Genomic DNA, 16329 nt, shown 5'->3' with positions numbered 1-16329 from the left:
GGGCGCCCTCCGGCGCAAGGCCCAAGTGGGTCTGTCAAAGTGGACGACGCGGTGTTCTCGGCATGGGGGCTTCAAGACGCCGAGGGTCGCCGCTTGGCGTCGCTACCGCTGGTTGGCATCCGCCGAGGGCGAGTCAGCGACCACCTGAGAGGACCTGCCCAAAGACGGGCGACAGCCTTTCCGACTGGCCCACCGTGATGTGCAAGTCGTCGCGATACCTCATGAACCCATCCCCGTGAGTGGCGCAGACACCGTCGGGGCACATCGCCTGCCAGGAGTCCCAGATGTCGGCATCCTCCTGGAGCGCCACCGAACTCGTGATCTCCCGGATCTCGCTCTGCCTCGCAGCGGCGTCGTCAACGGTCATGCTGGCGAAACACGCCCCGAGCATCACAGCAGCGGTGGTACACCGCTTGCCGGCCCACGCGTCGGATCCGATCCACAACGGAACTCCCTGCACAATGACGACTTCGTGGCCGGATCGCCGAACATCCCGGATGATCTCAGCCAGTCCCGACCGGAAGGTGCTCACCTTGTCCGCGTAGGCATCGGATGTCCGGGTGGGCTCTGCGCCGAAACCGACCTGAGGCTGGAACAAGTAGACCTGTGAGTTCGAGATCACTACGGTCCCAGGTGGTGCACTGCGCAGCCAGCCCAAGGAGTCCTCCACATAGTCACGGCACGCCGCGTCGCGGGCTCGAGTGTTGCGCGTGTCCAGGACGTAGACGTCCAGAAAGGGGCATGAGCTGGCTGTGGCGGCCATGACAGGACGATCAACAGTCTCAGCAGCCGCGATCCACCCTTCCAGGAAGTGGTCCATATTCGAGTCACCCACGAGATAGATCGGCAATCCGTCTGCTTCGACGTTCCAGGAGCACCCTTCGGGCTGGCTGCCCAAGGGGGTTCGACCGTCACACCCGTTCTTCCTTCCGACATGCTCTTCAGCCACCTGAGCAACGAAATTCTCGACATCCTCGGAGCCCCAACTGCGAAGGCTGCCGTGTTGGAGCACCATCGCCGCGATCACGGGACCTGCCACCGCAAGAGCCACCAAGCGAATGGATCCAGCTCCCCCATGGTTGTCCGAATTCCGGATCGGATTCTCCAACCAGTAATAGGACGCGATCGCAGGGACCACAGCGGCCACGGCGGCCACGATGGGCGCCACGGGCTGGTCCGGCCACAGGAAACGGGAGAAGACGATGAGTGGCCAGTGCCACAGGTAGAGCGAGTAGGACGAGTCGCCGACCTTGACCATCGGGGGCGTGGAGAGCAGCCGCGAGACGGGGTTGGTGTGATCCGACGACGAGCCGCCCATGATCACCAGCGCCGTGCCAGCCACTGGAAGCAGCGTCCAAGGACCCGGCCACACTGTGCCGCCATCGATGATGAAGAACGCACCGAGGAGCATCAGGGAACCTGCGACCCCGACGGCGAGAGCGGTCCCTCGGACGCGGATCCATCCCATGGGGACCAGAGCCAGCGCCGCCCCGGCACCGAACTCCCAAAGCCGCGGAAACGGACTGTAGAAGCTGGTGAATCCGTAAGGCAGGGCGACGCCCTCCACAATGGCGAGCATCAACAGCGCAGTGAGCAGGGAAAGTCCCATGACGGCCAGCAGCGCTACCCGTCGGGCAGACCTCATGCCAGCAGAGCCGCGACTCCCCAACAGGAGAGCCCCCATGAGCAGGGCCGGAAAGACCAGATAGAACTGTTCCTCAACTGCGAGGGACCAGGTGTGCAGTAGGGGATTGAGTTCGGCGAGTGGACCAAAGTATCCGCCCGTCGACGCCGAGATGACGAAGTTCGCCAGCAGCACCACGGTGGCCAGCCCGGTCATCGCTGTGATCGGCTGATAGCCCATGGGACTCAGGAATGCGATCGAACCGACCAGCGTGACTGTTACCACCAGCGCCAGAGCCGGGCTCAACCGCTTGAAGCGCCTCCAGTAGAAGCGTCGGAGGCGGATGCGGCCATGTTGTTCGAATTCGCGAAGCAGCATGGCTGTGATGACGAAGCCCGAGATGACGAAGAAGATGTCGACCCCGACGAAACCACCCGGGACTGGTAGCCCGGCGTGATAGAGGATCACGGCCAGTACGGCGACGGCGCGTAGGCCCTGGATGTCTCGACGGCGGGGATGGCCAACAGGGGGATCCGGTGGTTCGGCTACTTGGCGCCGCGTTTTGACGACAGCGCTCTCGGCCATCTGCTTCCGTTCAAGGTGGGGGAATTCTCCGGGAAGATTACAAGATGACAAAGGAGATCGCGCGCTTGAGGTCGGGTCTCGGGGGGTCTCGACACGTTCGGCACGGTCGCTGGCGCTCCCTGCTCAACGCGAGGACGCCGTTCGTTCCTCACGGGCGCTACTCGACTGGCGGGGAGCGACCCGTCGGCTAGCTGTGCGTTTGCTGCTCAGTGACGGAGCAAGGAACGAACACCTAGCGACCCGCCTGCCCGACCAGGGGTGCCGGCCCACAGCCTTTCCGGTGATCGAGTAGTCGCCGCGTGAGCGAAGCGAACCGGCCACGTGTCGAGATCAGGGGTCTCGACACGTTTCGGCACGGTCGCTGGCGCTCCCTGCTCAACGCGAGGACGCCGTTCGTTCCTCACGGGCGCTACTCGACCAGCGGGGGCACGGGCGCTACTCGACCAGCGGTGGGCACGGGCGCTACTCGACCAGCGGGGTGCGGACTCCGCAGGTCTCCGGGGATCGAGTAGTCGCCGCGTGAGCGAAGCGAACCGGCCACGTGTCGAGATCAGGGGGTCAGCAGGTTTGGGACTCGTAGGTGGCGGTCTGGGTGAAGGTGACGGGGTCGCCGTCGATCGTGGCCGTCGCTGTGATCGTCACCTCCCCCGCCGGCAATGCCTTCTGCTTGGTCTGGAAGGGAAGGCTCTTGGTCTGCCCGGGCCCGACCTCGTCGAAGGCCTTCGTGCCGTAGGCAGTCTCGACGCTCGCGGTGACGGGGACGTCGTCGACGTTGGTCAGGCTGACCCGCAGCATGCTGAGCGGGCCAGTGCACTGCGTCGCCACGGCCAGCTGGAGGTCCACCGGCAGCGGGACCGGCTCGCCGGGGGCGGGGTCGCCGCCGACGTAGTCCAGCACCGGCGCTTCCGGTTGGCCCATGCCGTCGCCCAGGTAGAAGGACGTGTGCGGCGGCTGGTTGTAGGCCGTGTTCTGCCACGCGACGCCGAGCCGGTAGACCGGGTCCGACATCAGCGTGCGCAAACGCACGTCGGTGAGGTCGAGGGTGGTGTGGATCCGCAGCGCGCTGGAGTCGGTCAGCGGGGTGACCACCTCTTCGCGCCAGTCGCCGAACAGGTCCGCCTGGAGGCTGGGGTTGCCCTTGGTGTGGTTGTTGGTGCGGGTGCCGTCGGCGCGGTAGATCTCCTGCTCCGTGGCGGTCTCCCAGTCCCACTTGGCGATGGTGGGCACGCCCAGGCCGGCGACCTGGTCGAAGTCGTGGTCCAGGATCTCGCGCAGGAGGTCGCCGTCCCACCACACGAGGTGGTTGGCGGCCGGGATCTGCTCGGAGATCAGCTCACCGTCGGAGGACTTCAGCTGCCCGACCGGCGAGTTCCACGCTGCGTCGCCACCGACGGCCCAGCCCTCGGCACCCGTGTAGCGGGGGTCGATGTCGGCCATGGCGGCCCGGCCGGTGTCTCGGGTGGCCGGGATGGACCAGATGACCTCGCCGGTGGCTGCGTCGCGGAAGGTGGCGCCGCGGTTGCCGGAGGCCGACATGGACTCGTGGGCCGCGAACACCTCCAGGCCGGGGCGCTCCGGGTCGAAGTCGGCCACGTGCAGCGCGTCACCGTGCCCGAGGCCGGTGTTGTACAGGACGCTGCCGTCGTCGTCGATGGTCATCGAGCCGAAGACGATCTCGTCCAACTGGTCGGAGTCGACGTCGGCCACCGAGAACTGGTGGTTGCCCTGACCCGTGTAGGCGGATCCAGCGTCGTTGGAGTCGAACACCCAGCGTTGCTGGAGGTTCTCACCGTCGAAGTCCCACGCGGCGATCACCGTGCGGGTGTAGTAGCCGCGGCTGGTGACCAGGCTCGGGGTCTGCCCGTCGAAGTAGGCGGTGCCCGCCAGGAAGCGGTCCACACGGTTGCCGTAGCCGTCGCCCCACGCCGAGACGGTGCCGCGCGGCGGGATGTAGTCGACGGTGTCGATGGCGGCGCCGCTCTGGCCGTCGAAGATGGTCAGGAACTCGGGGCCGGCAAGGACGTAGCCGCCGGAGTTGCGGTGGTCGGCGGAGGCGTCGCCGATGACGGTGCCCTCGCCGTCGACCGTGCCGTCGGCGGTCTTGAGCGCCACCTCGGCGCGGCCGTCACCGTCGTAGTCGAAGACCTGGAACTGCGTGTAGTGGGCGCCGGCGCGGATGTTGCGGCCGAGGTCGAGGCGCCACAGCTGGGTGCCGTCGAACTCGTAGGCGTCGATGTAGACGTTGCCGGTGAAGCCCGCGCGGGAGTTGTCCTGGGAGTTGGTGGGATCCCACTTCAGGACCAGCTCGTAGGTGCCGTCGCCGTCGATGTCGCCGACGGAGGCGTCGTTGGCGCGGTACTCGTAGGCCGTGCCGTCGGGGTTGGTGCCGCCGGCGGGCCGCTGGAGCGGGACGTCGAGGTACTGCTCGTCCCAGACCTCGAACTCCTGGGTGACCCAGCGCTCGACGTCCTGGACCGCGCTGATGCGGTAGGTGGCCGCGGCGTCGCCCTCGGCGTCGAGGAAGTTGGTGGAGCCGACGACCGGCTCATCGGTGACTCGCCTGCCGTCGCGGTAGACGTGGAAGGCAAGGTCCGCGTCGTCGTCGCCAAGCAGGCGCCACCCCACGTAGACGCCGTCGTCGGTTGCGACGGCGACCGGTGCGCGGTCGATGCGCTCGGCCTGGCGGGCGTACTGGACGCTGGCCTCTACCGTCACGACCTCCGTGCGTTCCGAGATGCCGCCAAGTCCGACGGCTGCCACCTGGTAGGAGTGGTCGGCGCTGGCGACGGCGGCGGCGTCGGTCCACGCCGGCTCGGTCACCCGGGTCTCGAAGACCGGCTCGCGACCGCCGGTGGCGCGGAAGACGTCGTAGGCGACGGCACCGTCGACCGGCTGCCACTGCAGCGCGATCTGCTCCCCCGACCACGCCGCCGTGAGGCCGGTGGGCGTGGCGGGCGCGGGCGCGTCCGGGTCGACGACCTCGACGGTGACCGGCGCCGTGGGCGGGCTCACCAGCCCCGTCGTCCCGACCGAGACCACCGTGTAGGTGTACTCCCGGCCGAGCGCGACGGTGGTGTCGGTCCACGAGTTGGTGTCGGTCTCCGCCAACACCTGCGCATCCGCCGAGCCCTCCTGGCGGTACACGCGGTAGGCGGCGGCGCCGTCGGCGGCATCCCAGCTGAGCGCGACGTGCGGCGTCGCGGCATCCACCGTCGCCGCCAGCGAGGTGGGGGCGGACAGGGGCTCGTGGATCTCGATGGCGTTGAGCCGCAGCGAGCTGCCGGAGAAGGTGAAGGTGAGCTGGCCGTCCGCGACGACCACGTCGTCGAGCACGCGGTTGGCGACCTGCCCGCTGGGGACGCCCTGGTTGGGCAGGGACCTGCCCTCGACGGTGAGGCCGGAGTTGCTGGAGGCGATGTAGTCGCCGGTGCGGAACACGATGGTGTAGGTGCCGTTGGGGACGTCGGCGCGGAAGACGGTGCCGGCGGGCGGAAGGGCGAAGTCGCGGGCGGCGGCGTCGTCACCACCGCGGTCGCGGCAGGCGTTGGCGGCCAGCGGGGCGTCGAACCCGTAGCCCTGCTCGATGGTGTAGCCGACGTTCGGCAGAACGCCGACGTGGCCGTCAGCGGTGGGGCTGGTGGCGCAGTTGAAGTCGAAGCTAAGGGGTGGATCCTGCGCGACGGCGGGGGCGGCCGTGAGGCCTCCCAGTGCCAGGGCGGCGGCCGCCGCGAGCGCGGCAGTTCGCCTCGGAGCGCCGGCTCTTGGGTGGACGATGGGCATTCTTCATCACCTGCAATCGGTCGTTGATCACGTGACTGGGCTGCTGTTCGGCTGGGGCGCCCCGCGGTCCATTCCACGGGAGAACGCTTTCCCATATGTGCGATGGGGGCGACGTTACCAGCGTCGGTAATCGCTGTAAAGGGTCTGGCGAGCTCCGACGTCGGCTCCAGCGTGCCCGGTGGGAGCGGGACTGCCCATCCCGACCCGATGACACGCGGCTCCGGGCTGCGGATTCGCACGCGCCGACCGCTACTGTTCAGGGCAGATCCCCGGGACCAGGGCGGCCCCGGCCGACCCAAGGGGAACCTGTGAAGTTGTGGCGCCTCCTCTGCGCGGCCCTCTGCATCGCGCTGCTGCCTCTGACGGCGGTTACCCCATCGCGGGCCGACGTCGACGTCTACACCACCCCCGGCACCCACACCGTCGGCGGCAGGCTCTGGAAGACCGACTGCGTCCCGTACTCCCAGACAAGGCGGTGCACCACCTTCATCTGGGGAACACGCGTCTCGCAGGTGAAGGGCCGTTTCGTGCAGCGGAACGACTGGGTCTTCAACAACCTCACCTACGAGCCCTCGGCGCGATCCCTCTGGAAAGCAAACCCCCTCGGCGGCAACGGGGTCTACGGAGCCCACATCTCCTGGACCGCCAAGGACGGGCGGAGATGGGAGACCAGGTGCGACGACGCCGTCAGCGGCCGCAACGGGTGCCGCGCCTACGCTGAAGCGCGGGTCCTGGAGGCCTACCAGGCCGGATCTCGGACGTCGTACCGCTGGGTCACGAAGCTGGTTTTCAACAACATCGTCCGCTTCGCCACGCCCTCGCCAGCCCCCGCTCCCGCGCCGGCGCCCGCCGTCGACCTCAGCAAGGTCGTCGACCCAGCCCTGCGGGGATGCATCGCCGACGCCGCGGGCGTGGCCCCGACCGGACCGCTGACGCTGGTCCGCGCGGCCCAGGTCACCTTCCTGGACTGCACCGGTTTGGGCATCCGGACGCTCGCGGGCATGCCGTCGCTGCCGAACCTGGACGCACTGTGGCTGGGAGGAAACGCGCTGACGAACCTCTCCGGGTTCCCGCGCCTGCCGAGCCTGACCCACCTGGAGCTCTACGAGAACCAGCTGACGGCTGTGACCGGGTTGCCCGTTCTGCCGAAGCTCGCCTACCTCGACGTCATGGACAACCAGCTGCGCGACCTGTCGGCGCTGCCAGCGCTGCCGGACCTCGCCACCGTCTGGGCCGGCAACAACCGCCTGAGCGACCTCAGCGGACTGCCTGACCTGCCGAAGCTCCTGGAGCTTTCCCTCGACGGCAACCAGGTCCGCGACTTCTCGTTCCTGTCCCGCTTCGACCAGCTCGCCTACCTGGACGTCAGCCACAACGGAGCCGCGAGCCTCGCCTCGCTGCCGAACCTGCCGAACCTGACGGGCCTGGTTCTGACGGGGAACGGGATCACCCACGTCGGGAACCTCCCTGAGTTCCCCGCGTTGATGTTCTTGGTCCTGGATGACAACGAGGTGTCGTCGGTGGCCCCCCTGGCGACGCGGACCGGGCTGCTGCTGCTCTTCCTCGAAGGCAACCCCGTCACCGATGTGGAGACTCTCCAGCCCCTGGTCGACGCCGGCTGCGCCGTCGACATCTGGGAGCCCTGAGCCGCTGACCCCGCCGGTCGAGTAGGGCGGCACCGCGGGTCGAGTAGGGCGGCACCGCGGGTCGAGACCCCACCCCCGCGGGTCGAGTAGGGCACGCGAGCTCTGCGAGCGCCCGTGTCGAGACCCCCCCCGCCGGTCGAGTAGCCGGCACCCGCGGGTCGAGTAGGGCACGCGAGCTCTGCGAGCGCCCGTGTCGAGACCCCCGCCGCAGCACTGATCTCGACACATGGCCGGCTCGCTCCGCTCGCGCGGCACTACTCGATCAACGGTGAGAGAGACCCAACCCCGCGGGTCGAGTAGGGCACGCGAGCTCTGCGAGCGCCCGTGTCGAGACCCCACCCCCGCCGGTCGAGTAGGGCACGCGAGCTCTGCGAGCGCCCGTGTCGAGACCATGGAGAGCCGCGGCCCTGATCTGATCTCGACACATGGCCGGCTCGCTCCGCTCGCGCGGCACTACTCGATCAACGGTGAGAGAGACCCAACTCCGCTGGTCGAGTAGGGCACGCGAGCTCTGCGAGCGCCCGTGTCGAGACCCCGTTGCCTCGCGGAGACTGACTGTGCGTCCCGCGCTCCGACACCGAGCACCCAACGCACACCCAACCCGCAGCGCACCCAGCGAGCCGCACCGACGTCGGCGCTCCCGGAGGCCAACTGTGCGTTCCGCGCTCCAACACCGAGCACCCAACGCACACCCAACCCGCAGCGCCCACAGCGAGCCACGCCGACGTCGACGCGCCCAAACGCTGACTGTGCGTCCCGCGCTCCAACACCGAGCACCAAACGCACACCCAACCCGGAGCGACCGACGTCGGATGGACGAACGAAGCCGCGCAAGCGAACCCGCCCGCGATAACCTCTGCCCGTGAGCTACGCGGAAACGCCAGTCCTGAGCAATGAGTTCGTCGAACTGCAGCCTCTGAGCCCGGCCCACCGCGACGACCTCGCCGAGGCCGTCGCCGTCGAGGACCTCGGGCGCACCTGGTACACCAGGATCCCCTCCCCCGACGCGATGGCCGCCGAGATCGATCGTCGACTCGCGCTGAAGGCCGACGGCAAGATGGCACCTTGGGCGGTCGTGGACCCGGGGAGCGGGAAGGCCGTCGGCATGACCACCTACATGAACCTCGACCCGGACAACCGGCGGCTCGAGATCGGCTCGACGTGGCTGGGGCGCGCAACGCAGGGAACCAGGATCAACCCGGCCACGAAGCTGCTGCTGCTGGGGCGCGCGTTCGACGACCTGGGCTGCATCGCCGTCGAGTTCCGCACGCACTGGCACAACCGGCAGTCGCGCGCGGCCATCGAGAAGCTGGGCGCGAAGCAGGACGGCGTGCTGCGCAACCACGTCATCTTCCCCGACGGCCACGTGCGCGACACCGTCGTCTACTCGGTGATCGACGGCGAATGGCCGGCGGTGCGGGCGGGGCTCAGGGCCAGACTGGCCTAGCGGCGCTTCAGGAGGTTACGCAGGTATTCCCCGTAGCCGGACTTGGCGTACCTGTCGGCGAGCATGAGCAGTTGGTCGTCGGTGACGAAGCCGCGCCGCCAGGCGGCCTCCTCGGGGCAACCGACCAGCAGCCCCTGCCGCGCCTGGATGGTGCGCACGAAGTTGGTGGCGTCGCCCAGGGAGTCGAAGGTGCCGGTGTCGAGCCAGGCGGTGCCGCGGGGCAGGATGCTGACGTTCAACTGCCCCCGCTCCATGTAGGTGCGGTTGACGTCGGTGATCTCGAGTTCGCCGCGCGCCGACGGCTTGAGGTTGCGTGCGATGTCGACGACGTCGTTGTCGTAGAAGTAGAGACCGGGCACCGCGAAGTTGGACCTGGGCTCCGCCGGCTTCTCCTCGATGGAGATGGCCAGCCCCGACTCGTCCACCTCGACGACGCCGTACGACGTCGGGTCCGCCACCCAGTAGCCGAAGATCGAGGCGCCGTCGATGTCATTGAGCGTGGCCAGCTGCGTCCCCAGCCCGGGGCCGAAGAAGATGTTGTCGCCGAGGACCAGGCAGACCTTGTCGTCGCCGATGAAGTCCGCGCCGATGGTGAACGCCTGCGCCAGGCCGTCGGGGCTGGGCTGGGTGGCCCAGGAGATGCGCGCGCCGAACTGTGAACCGTCGCCCAGGAGGTGCTCGAAGAGGTGGGCCTCGTGCGGGGTGGTGATCACGAGGATGTCCTGGATGCCGGCGAACAGCAGCGTCGAGAGCGGGTAGTAGATCATCGGCTTGTCGTAGACGGGCACCAACTGCTTGCTGATGCCCAGCGTGATCGGGTGGAGCCTGGAGCCCGTCCCGCCGGCCAGAATGATTCCCCGCATGATGCCCCCTGAACCGTTTGCCCCGACGCTGCCCACGCTATCCCAGCCAGCCACCAGAATCAGCCGTTCCGAATAGTCCGGCCGACGTCGCGCAGCCCCTTCCAGCCGGAGCCCCGACCCCTAGACTCCTGCCATGACCTCATATTTGTGCACCGGGGGGGCCGGCTTCATCGGGAGCGGGTTCGTGCACCGACTGCTGGCCCGCAACGAATCCGACACCGTCACCGTCCTGGACGCCCTCACCTACGCCGGGCACCGCGAGAACCTCCCCGACGACCCGCGCTGCCGTCTGGTCGAGGGGTCGGTGTGCGACGGCGCACTGGTCGATGAGCTGGTGGCCGGCCACGACGTCGTGGTCCACTTCGCCGCCGAGTCCCACAACGACAACTCGCTGAACGATCCCTCGCCGTTCATCCAGACCAACATCGTGGGCACCTTCACCCTGCTGGAGGCGGTCCGCAAGCACGGCACCCGGCTGCACCACATCTCCACAGACGAGGTCTACGGCGACCTCGAGCTCGACGACCCGGCCAGGTTCACGCCGTCGACGCCCTACAACCCCTCCAGCCCGTACTCGGCGAGCAAGGCGGCCTCCGACCACTTGGTGCGTGCGTGGGCGCGGTCGTTCGGGATCCACGCCACGCTTTCCAACTGCTCCAACAACTACGGCCCGCGCCAGCACGTCGAGAAGTTCATCCCCCGCCAGATCACCAACGTCATCGACGGCATCCGCCCCAAGCTGTACGGGGCCGGCCTGAACGTGCGCGACTGGATCCACGTCGACGACCACAACGACGCCGTGCTGCGCATCATCGACGCCGGCCGCCCGGGCGCGACCTACCTGATCGGCGCCGACGGCGAGATGGACAACAAGTCGGTGATCGAGCTGATCCTGGAACTCATGGGGCAGCCCACCGACGCCTACGACCACGTCAACGACCGCGCCGGCCATGACCTGCGCTACGCCATCGACGCCTCGCTGCTGCGCGACGAACTCGGCTGGGAGCCCCGCTACACGAATTTCCGCGACGGCCTGGCCGCCACCATCGAGTGGTACCGCGACAACGAGGACTGGTGGCGCCCGATGAAGGCCGCCACCGAGGCGAAGTACGCCGCGAAGGGACAGTGATGGCAGACCTCCAGGTGGAACCGACGGCGATCGACGGGCTCCTCGTCCTGCGCCTGCCCATCCACGCCGACAACCGTGGCTGGTTCAAGGAGAACTGGCAGCGCGCGAAGATGACGGCACTGGGGTTGCCGGACTTCGGGCCGGTGCAGCAGAACCTGGCGCACAACCACGCCGTCGGCACCACCCGCGGCATCCACGCCGAGCCCTGGGACAAGCTGGTCAGCCTCGCCTCCGGGCGCGCGTACGGCGCCTGGGTGGACCTGCGCGAGGGCCCCGGTTTCGGGACCGTGGTCACCGTCGAACTGGAGCCGGGCAACGCGGTGTTCGTGCCGCGCGGCGTCGGCAACTCCTACCAGACCCTGGAGCCCGACACCTCCTACACCTACCTGGTCAACGAGCACTGGAGCGCCGAGGCCCGCGACCGCTACACCTACGTCAACCTCTTCGACCCGGCGCTGGGGATCGCCTGGCCGATACCGCGGGAGCAGTGCGAGCTCTCTGCCGCCGACGAGGCCCACCCGCTGCTCGCCGACGTCGTACCCATGGCCCCGCGCCGACCCTTGGTGGTCGGCGCCGGCGGGCAGCTAGGCCGCGCGCTGCTGGCCGCGCTGCCCGGCGCCGTCGGCGTGGGGCATGCCGAACTGGAGGTCACCGACGCGGACGCCGTCGCCGCCTTCGACTTCTCCGGCACGAGTTGCATCATCAACGCCGCGGCCTGGACCGCCGTCGACGCGGCTGAGACCGACGAGGGGCGTCGGGGTGCGTGGGCCGTGAACGCGACGGCGGTCGCGCACCTGGCCGCGGCCGCGCGCCGCCGTCGGATCCCGTTCGTGCACGTGTCCACCGACTACGTGTTCGACGGCCTCACCGAGGAGCACGCAGAAGACGAGCCGCTGTCCCCGCTCGGGGTCTACGGGCAGTCGAAGGCGGCCGGCGAGCAGGCCGCAGCCACCGTCGACGACCACTACATCGTGCGGACCAGCTGGGTGGTCGGCGAGGGCAGGAACTTCGTGCGCACGATGGCCCGGCTCGCCGACGAGGGCGTCCGACCCACCGTCGTGGACGACCAGTTCGGGCGGCTGACGTTCGCCGACGACCTGGCGGCGGCGATCGCGCACCTGCTGGCCGAGCGCGCGCCGTCGGGCATCTACAACGTGACCAACTCCGGCCCGACGACGACCTGGGCCGACGTCGCCAGGCGCGTGTTCGAGCTCCGGGGACGCGACCCGGGTGACGTCGCGACGACCTCCACAGCGGACTGGGCCAAGGGAAAGGTCGTGTCCCCCAGACCCCGCCACAGCACGTTGCGGCTGGACAAGATCGTCGCCGCGGGGTTCCAGCCGCCACCCGCCGACGACCGGCTCGCGGCCTACGTCGCGCAGCTCGGGCGCCCGGACCAGTGAGCCTGCGCCTGCTCCTGCTCGCCGACACCCACGTCCCCGCCCGGGCACGCGACCTGCCCGAGCAGGTGTGGGCGGAGGTGGAGGCGGCCGACGTCGTCGTGCACGCCGGTGACTGGGTCACGCCCGCACTCCTGGACGAGCTGGAACGCCGCTCGACCAGGCTGATCGGCGTCCACGGCAACAACGACGGCGACGAGCTGCGCCGTCGGCTGCCGAAGGTCGCGCGGGTGGAGCTGGAGGGCCTGCGCTGGGGGGTCGTTCACGAGACCGGGCCCAAGGCCGGGCGCGAGGCCCGGATGCGCGCCGCCTTCCCGGACCTCGACGTCCTCGTCTTCGGCCACAGCCACATCCCGTGGCACACCGAGCACGAGGGGCTGCTGCTGCTCAACCCCGGCTCCCCCACCGACCGCCGCCGCGAGCCCAATTGCACCTACCTGACCTGCACCGTCGCCGACGGCGCCATCCACGACCTCCAGCTGCACCGCCTCCCGCCGCGGCCACGCTGACCCCGGCCAGCGAGGACTTCCTCGCTGATCGAGTAGGAGCTGCGAGGACGTCCGGGAGGGTGAGGACTTCCTCGCTGATCGAGTAGGGGACGCCAAGACTTCCGGAACAGTGGAGGACTTCCTCGCTGATCGAGTAGGAGCCGCCAGGACTCCGGGACGGTGGAGCAATTCCTCGCTGATCGAGTAGGGGCTGCCAGGACTCCGGGACGGTGGAGGACTTCCTCAATGATCGAGTAGGAGCTGCGAGGAACGAGCGGCGACGTGTCGAGATCCCTCGCTGATCGAGTACGAGCTGCGAGGACTCCGGGACGGCGGAGGACTTCCTCGCTGATCGAGTAGGAGCTGCGAGGAACGAGCGGCGACGTGTCGAGATCCCTCGGCGGTCAGGTGCTGCGGCGCTCGAAGCCCGCGATGGACCAGACCAGACCGTGGCGCTGCATCGCGAGCCTCATCCCCGCGCGTTCGAGCACCTCGAACATCGCCGCGGGTTGGTGGATGAACCCGCGGAAGTCGTTGCGGCGCACGACCCGGGACCAGGTCTCCAACCTGAGCACGACACGGTTAAGCGCATGGTTCGTGGGATAGCTGAAGACCAGCGCTGACCGCGCGTGGGAACCAGCCGATGACAGCAGCGCTCGGTAGTTCGGATAGCAGCAGACCACGCGGTGGAAAATGACAACGTCGGCAGGCGGCGCGGCTTCAGGATCAGTCGCGAGGTCCACCTGGCGGCTGGTCATGCGTCCTTCCAGCCCGTAACGGGTGACCAGGGCGCGGGCCTGATCCTGGTAGTTGGGCGACAGGTCCAGATTGGTGGCCGTCGCTGCACCGCGGCGCAGCAGCTCCACCGAGAGGTAACCGACGCCGCCGCCGATTTCGAGCACCGAGGCGCCCGAGACCCCGCGCGACTCCAGGAAGTCCACCATGCGGCGGGGCACCCGGCCGAGTCCGCGTCGCACATATCGACGCGCGGTGCGCTGGGCGAAGCCGGAAGAGAACTCCGCCTCGTAAGCGTCGCCACCGGGGCAACATTCCATCTCGGACCTCCGCCCTCGACACCACCAGCGTAAACCCGGATTGCCTGTGGGGCGCTGTCGAATCGGCAGCGGACTGGGCGTGCCGCTGACCGGCTGCCCCGACGTCGGCCCCTCCCGAACGGCATACCACCCGACGGCGTGCGCGGAGGTGGGACGAGGTCCGGTGGCCACCGACCGAGGAGGTGCCGATGAGTGATCCGAGTCGATTTTGCTGGGCCGGGAGGACCTCCGGTAGGATCCCCGATGGAGGATTCGCCTAGAGGCCTATGGCGCTCGGTTGGAAACCGGGTTGGGTTCACGCCCTCACGAGTTCGAATCTCGTATCCTCCGCCAAACAGATTCCCGCCCTGGTGGCGGGATTCTTCGTTTCCCCCCGGCAGACGCGCCCCCACCCCTATCGTCACCCCCAGATGCTTCTGACACCGACCTTCAAACTGTGCGACTCGATCCGCACGGGACCAGGAGAAAACCGTTGCCCGCGCATCGAGGTGCACAGTTTGAAGTCGTCGAGGCCGGACCCCATCGCCGCGACCGTCTCGCTGCTGAGCGGGTATCGCCGCCTGCCCAACCCGGTCCCGCCTAGACTCGCCCTCATGTGTCCGGAGGATGAGCCGTGGGCGGCGTGACGCTCGCCGGGCGGTACCGGCTGGTGCGCCGGATCGCGACCGGAGGCATGGGGACCGTCCACGAGGGTCTGGACGAGCGCCTCGGCCGACGCGTGGCCGTCAAGGTGCTCAAGCCCGAGTACGCCTCAGCCCCGGGATTCGTGGAGCGGTTCACCCGCGAGGCGCGGGCCACCGCAGCACTGGCCCACCCCAACATCGCGCAGGTCTACGACACCGGCCGCGACGGGGAGCAGCACTTCATCGTCATGCAGTTCGTCGACGGTGAGCACCTGGGCGAGGTCCTGCACCGGGAGGGCAAGGTCCATCCGAGTCGTGCGGTGCAGATCGCCGCCCAGGTCTGCTCCGCGCTGGCGGCGGCGCACGCGGTGGGCATCGTCCATCGGGACATCAAGCCGGGCAACGTGATGATCCGGCCCGACGGCCAGGTGATGGTCACCGACTTCGGGATCGCCCGCAGCCTCGGACAGGCCACGCTGACCGAAGCCGGCTCCGTGCTGGGAACGGCCAAGTACCTGTCACCCGAGCAGGCCTCCGGTGAGCCCGTCACGCCGGCCTCGGACGTGTACTCCGTCGGGATCCTCTGCTTCGAGATGCTGACCGGCAGGGCCCCTTTCGATGGCGAGACGCCCTTGGCGGTCGCGTTGAGCCACATCCGCGACGAGGTCCCGGACGTGCGCGAAATCGTCGCCGACGTGCCCGCGCCGCTCGCCGCGGTCGTAGCCCGGGCGACGGCGAAGGATCCCGCTCGGCGGTTCGCCGACGGCGGCGAAATGGAGCGGGCGCTTCGAGGCTTGCCTGCTGTGGCCGAGCCACAGACGTTGATCCTCCCGACGGAGCCCCCGCCCACCGCGGCGACCGTGCCACTCGCCGCCCAGCGCCCCACCGGCGCCGCCACCCTGCCGCTCGCGCCCCAACGGCACAACGAGAGGAAGTGGTGGCCACGAGTGGCGGTGGGGCTGCTCGCCGCCGGCGTGCTGGTGGCGGGCTGGGCCGTCTGGCGTGGACAGTCGCCGGAGGGCGCGCCCGAACCCACCGACCCAGGTGTCTCCTCAGCCGCGACGACGTCGTCGGGGCAGCCCTCGCCGCAGGACGTCACCACCGCCGTCGCCACACCACAGACCACTCCTCCTGCGGACCCGGACCCCGCGACGGACCCGGCCGGGCTGACAGTCCCACCGGATGCGGTCGGCATGGACGCGAAAGCCCTCGAGGAGGACCTCAAGGCGCAGGGTTTGGACGTGCAGCGGGTGGAGGTGAGGGTCCAGGGGCCAAAGGGTTCAGTCGTGGCGACGATCCCCGATCCGGGATCAGCCGTGGCGGACGGTCAGTCGGTGGTGCTGATCGAGAGCCAGGGCGGGAAACCGAAGAACCCCCAGCCACCGATCGTCGTGCCGGACAACCTGGTGGGGACCGACGTCAAGGAAGCCAGAGAGCTGCTCAAGGCGCCTGGCGTTGACGTCGAGACGGTCGACATCGCCGCCGAGACCCCCAGGGGCACCGTCGTGGGGACCTATCCAGCGCCGGGGACCAGCACCGACGTCGTCGTGCTGTTGGTCTCGGCTGGAGCCTGAGCGCACGGAGCACGTGAGCCGCCGACCCCTTGAGGGTGTCAGCACCGCAACTTCAAACCGTGCGACTCGATCACCGGGCAATGGTTTTCCGAGCCGCCCCAGCTGATCGAGTCGC

Annotated in this window: 10 protein-coding genes and 1 tRNA gene; 7 read left to right on the top strand and 4 right to left on the bottom strand. The window is 68.9% G+C overall.

Annotated elements, in window-relative coordinates:
* Window positions 1-133: 133 nt before the first annotated feature.
* Together LKO27_RS12935 and LKO27_RS15420 are read right to left on the bottom strand one after the other, a co-directional pair.
* Entirely contained in the window at window positions 134-2209 is a 2076-nt protein-coding gene (locus LKO27_RS12935; protein WP_227737929.1) for an acyltransferase family protein, read from the bottom strand.
* Between the two features lie 558 nt (window positions 2210-2767).
* Complete coding sequence (locus LKO27_RS15420) at window positions 2768-5989, bottom strand: hypothetical protein (RefSeq protein ID WP_304650906.1); 3222 nt, start codon at window positions 5987-5989, stop codon at window positions 2768-2770.
* Window positions 5990-6297: 308 nt separating this feature from the next.
* Between LKO27_RS15420 and LKO27_RS12925 the strand changes: the two genes are divergently transcribed.
* Complete coding sequence (locus tag LKO27_RS12925) at window positions 6298-7635, top strand: leucine-rich repeat domain-containing protein (protein ID WP_227737928.1); 1338 nt, start codon at window positions 6298-6300, stop codon at window positions 7633-7635.
* 862 nt (window positions 7636-8497) lie between these two features.
* The gene (locus tag LKO27_RS12920) at window positions 8498-9082 is read left to right on the top strand and encodes a GNAT family N-acetyltransferase (protein WP_227737927.1); all 585 of its coding nucleotides are present in this window, start codon (window positions 8498-8500) and stop codon (window positions 9080-9082) included.
* Here the strand turns inward: LKO27_RS12920 and rfbA are convergent.
* The gene (rfbA, locus tag LKO27_RS12915) at window positions 9079-9945 is read right to left on the bottom strand and encodes a glucose-1-phosphate thymidylyltransferase RfbA (protein ID WP_227737926.1); all 867 of its coding nucleotides are present in this window, start codon (window positions 9943-9945) and stop codon (window positions 9079-9081) included. The two genes, LKO27_RS12920 and rfbA, sit on opposite strands and share 4 nt — an antisense overlap.
* A 133-nt stretch (window positions 9946-10078) precedes the next feature.
* On the opposite strand from rfbA, the gene rfbB reads away from it, so the two are divergent.
* Genes rfbB through LKO27_RS12900 form a run of 3 tightly spaced genes read left to right on the top strand, consistent with a single transcriptional unit; the run spans window position 10079 to window position 12983 of the window.
* Complete coding sequence (gene rfbB, locus LKO27_RS12910; RefSeq protein WP_227737925.1) at window positions 10079-11074, top strand: dTDP-glucose 4,6-dehydratase; 996 nt, start codon at window positions 10079-10081, stop codon at window positions 11072-11074.
* Complete coding sequence (locus LKO27_RS12905; protein ID WP_227737924.1) at window positions 11074-12477, top strand: bifunctional dTDP-4-dehydrorhamnose 3,5-epimerase family protein/NAD(P)-dependent oxidoreductase; 1404 nt, start codon at window positions 11074-11076, stop codon at window positions 12475-12477. The genes rfbB and LKO27_RS12905 overlap by 1 nt, the downstream gene beginning before the upstream one ends.
* Window positions 12474-12983 carry a metallophosphoesterase gene (locus LKO27_RS12900; protein ID WP_227737923.1) on the top strand — a complete coding sequence of 170 codons (510 nt, stop codon included), beginning with the start codon at window positions 12474-12476 and terminating at the stop codon, window positions 12981-12983. Before LKO27_RS12905 ends, LKO27_RS12900 begins: the two co-directional genes overlap by 4 nt.
* A 383-nt stretch (window positions 12984-13366) precedes the next feature.
* On the opposite strand, the gene LKO27_RS12895 is transcribed toward LKO27_RS12900, so the two are convergent.
* Window positions 13367-13918: a class I SAM-dependent methyltransferase gene (locus tag LKO27_RS12895; RefSeq protein WP_370630025.1), complete on the bottom strand. Its 552-nt coding sequence runs from the start codon at window positions 13916-13918 to the stop codon at window positions 13367-13369.
* Window positions 13919-14262: 344 nt separating this feature from the next.
* Here LKO27_RS12895 and LKO27_RS12890 point away from each other — a divergent pair.
* Together LKO27_RS12890 and LKO27_RS12885 are read left to right on the top strand one after the other, a co-directional pair.
* A tRNA-Ser gene (locus LKO27_RS12890) sits at window positions 14263-14350 on the top strand.
* A 280-nt stretch (window positions 14351-14630) separates the two neighbouring features.
* Complete coding sequence (locus tag LKO27_RS12885) at window positions 14631-16214, top strand: protein kinase (RefSeq protein WP_227737922.1); 1584 nt, start codon at window positions 14631-14633, stop codon at window positions 16212-16214.
* Window positions 16215-16329: the final 115 nt, after the last annotated feature.

Origin of the sequence: Tessaracoccus sp. OS52 (genome assembly GCF_020687685.1) — a bacterium.
Lineage (GTDB): Bacteria > Actinomycetota > Actinomycetes > Propionibacteriales > Propionibacteriaceae > Arachnia.
The sequence above is the reverse complement of the archived record's forward strand: the minus strand, read 5'-3'. Positions and strand labels throughout refer to the sequence as shown.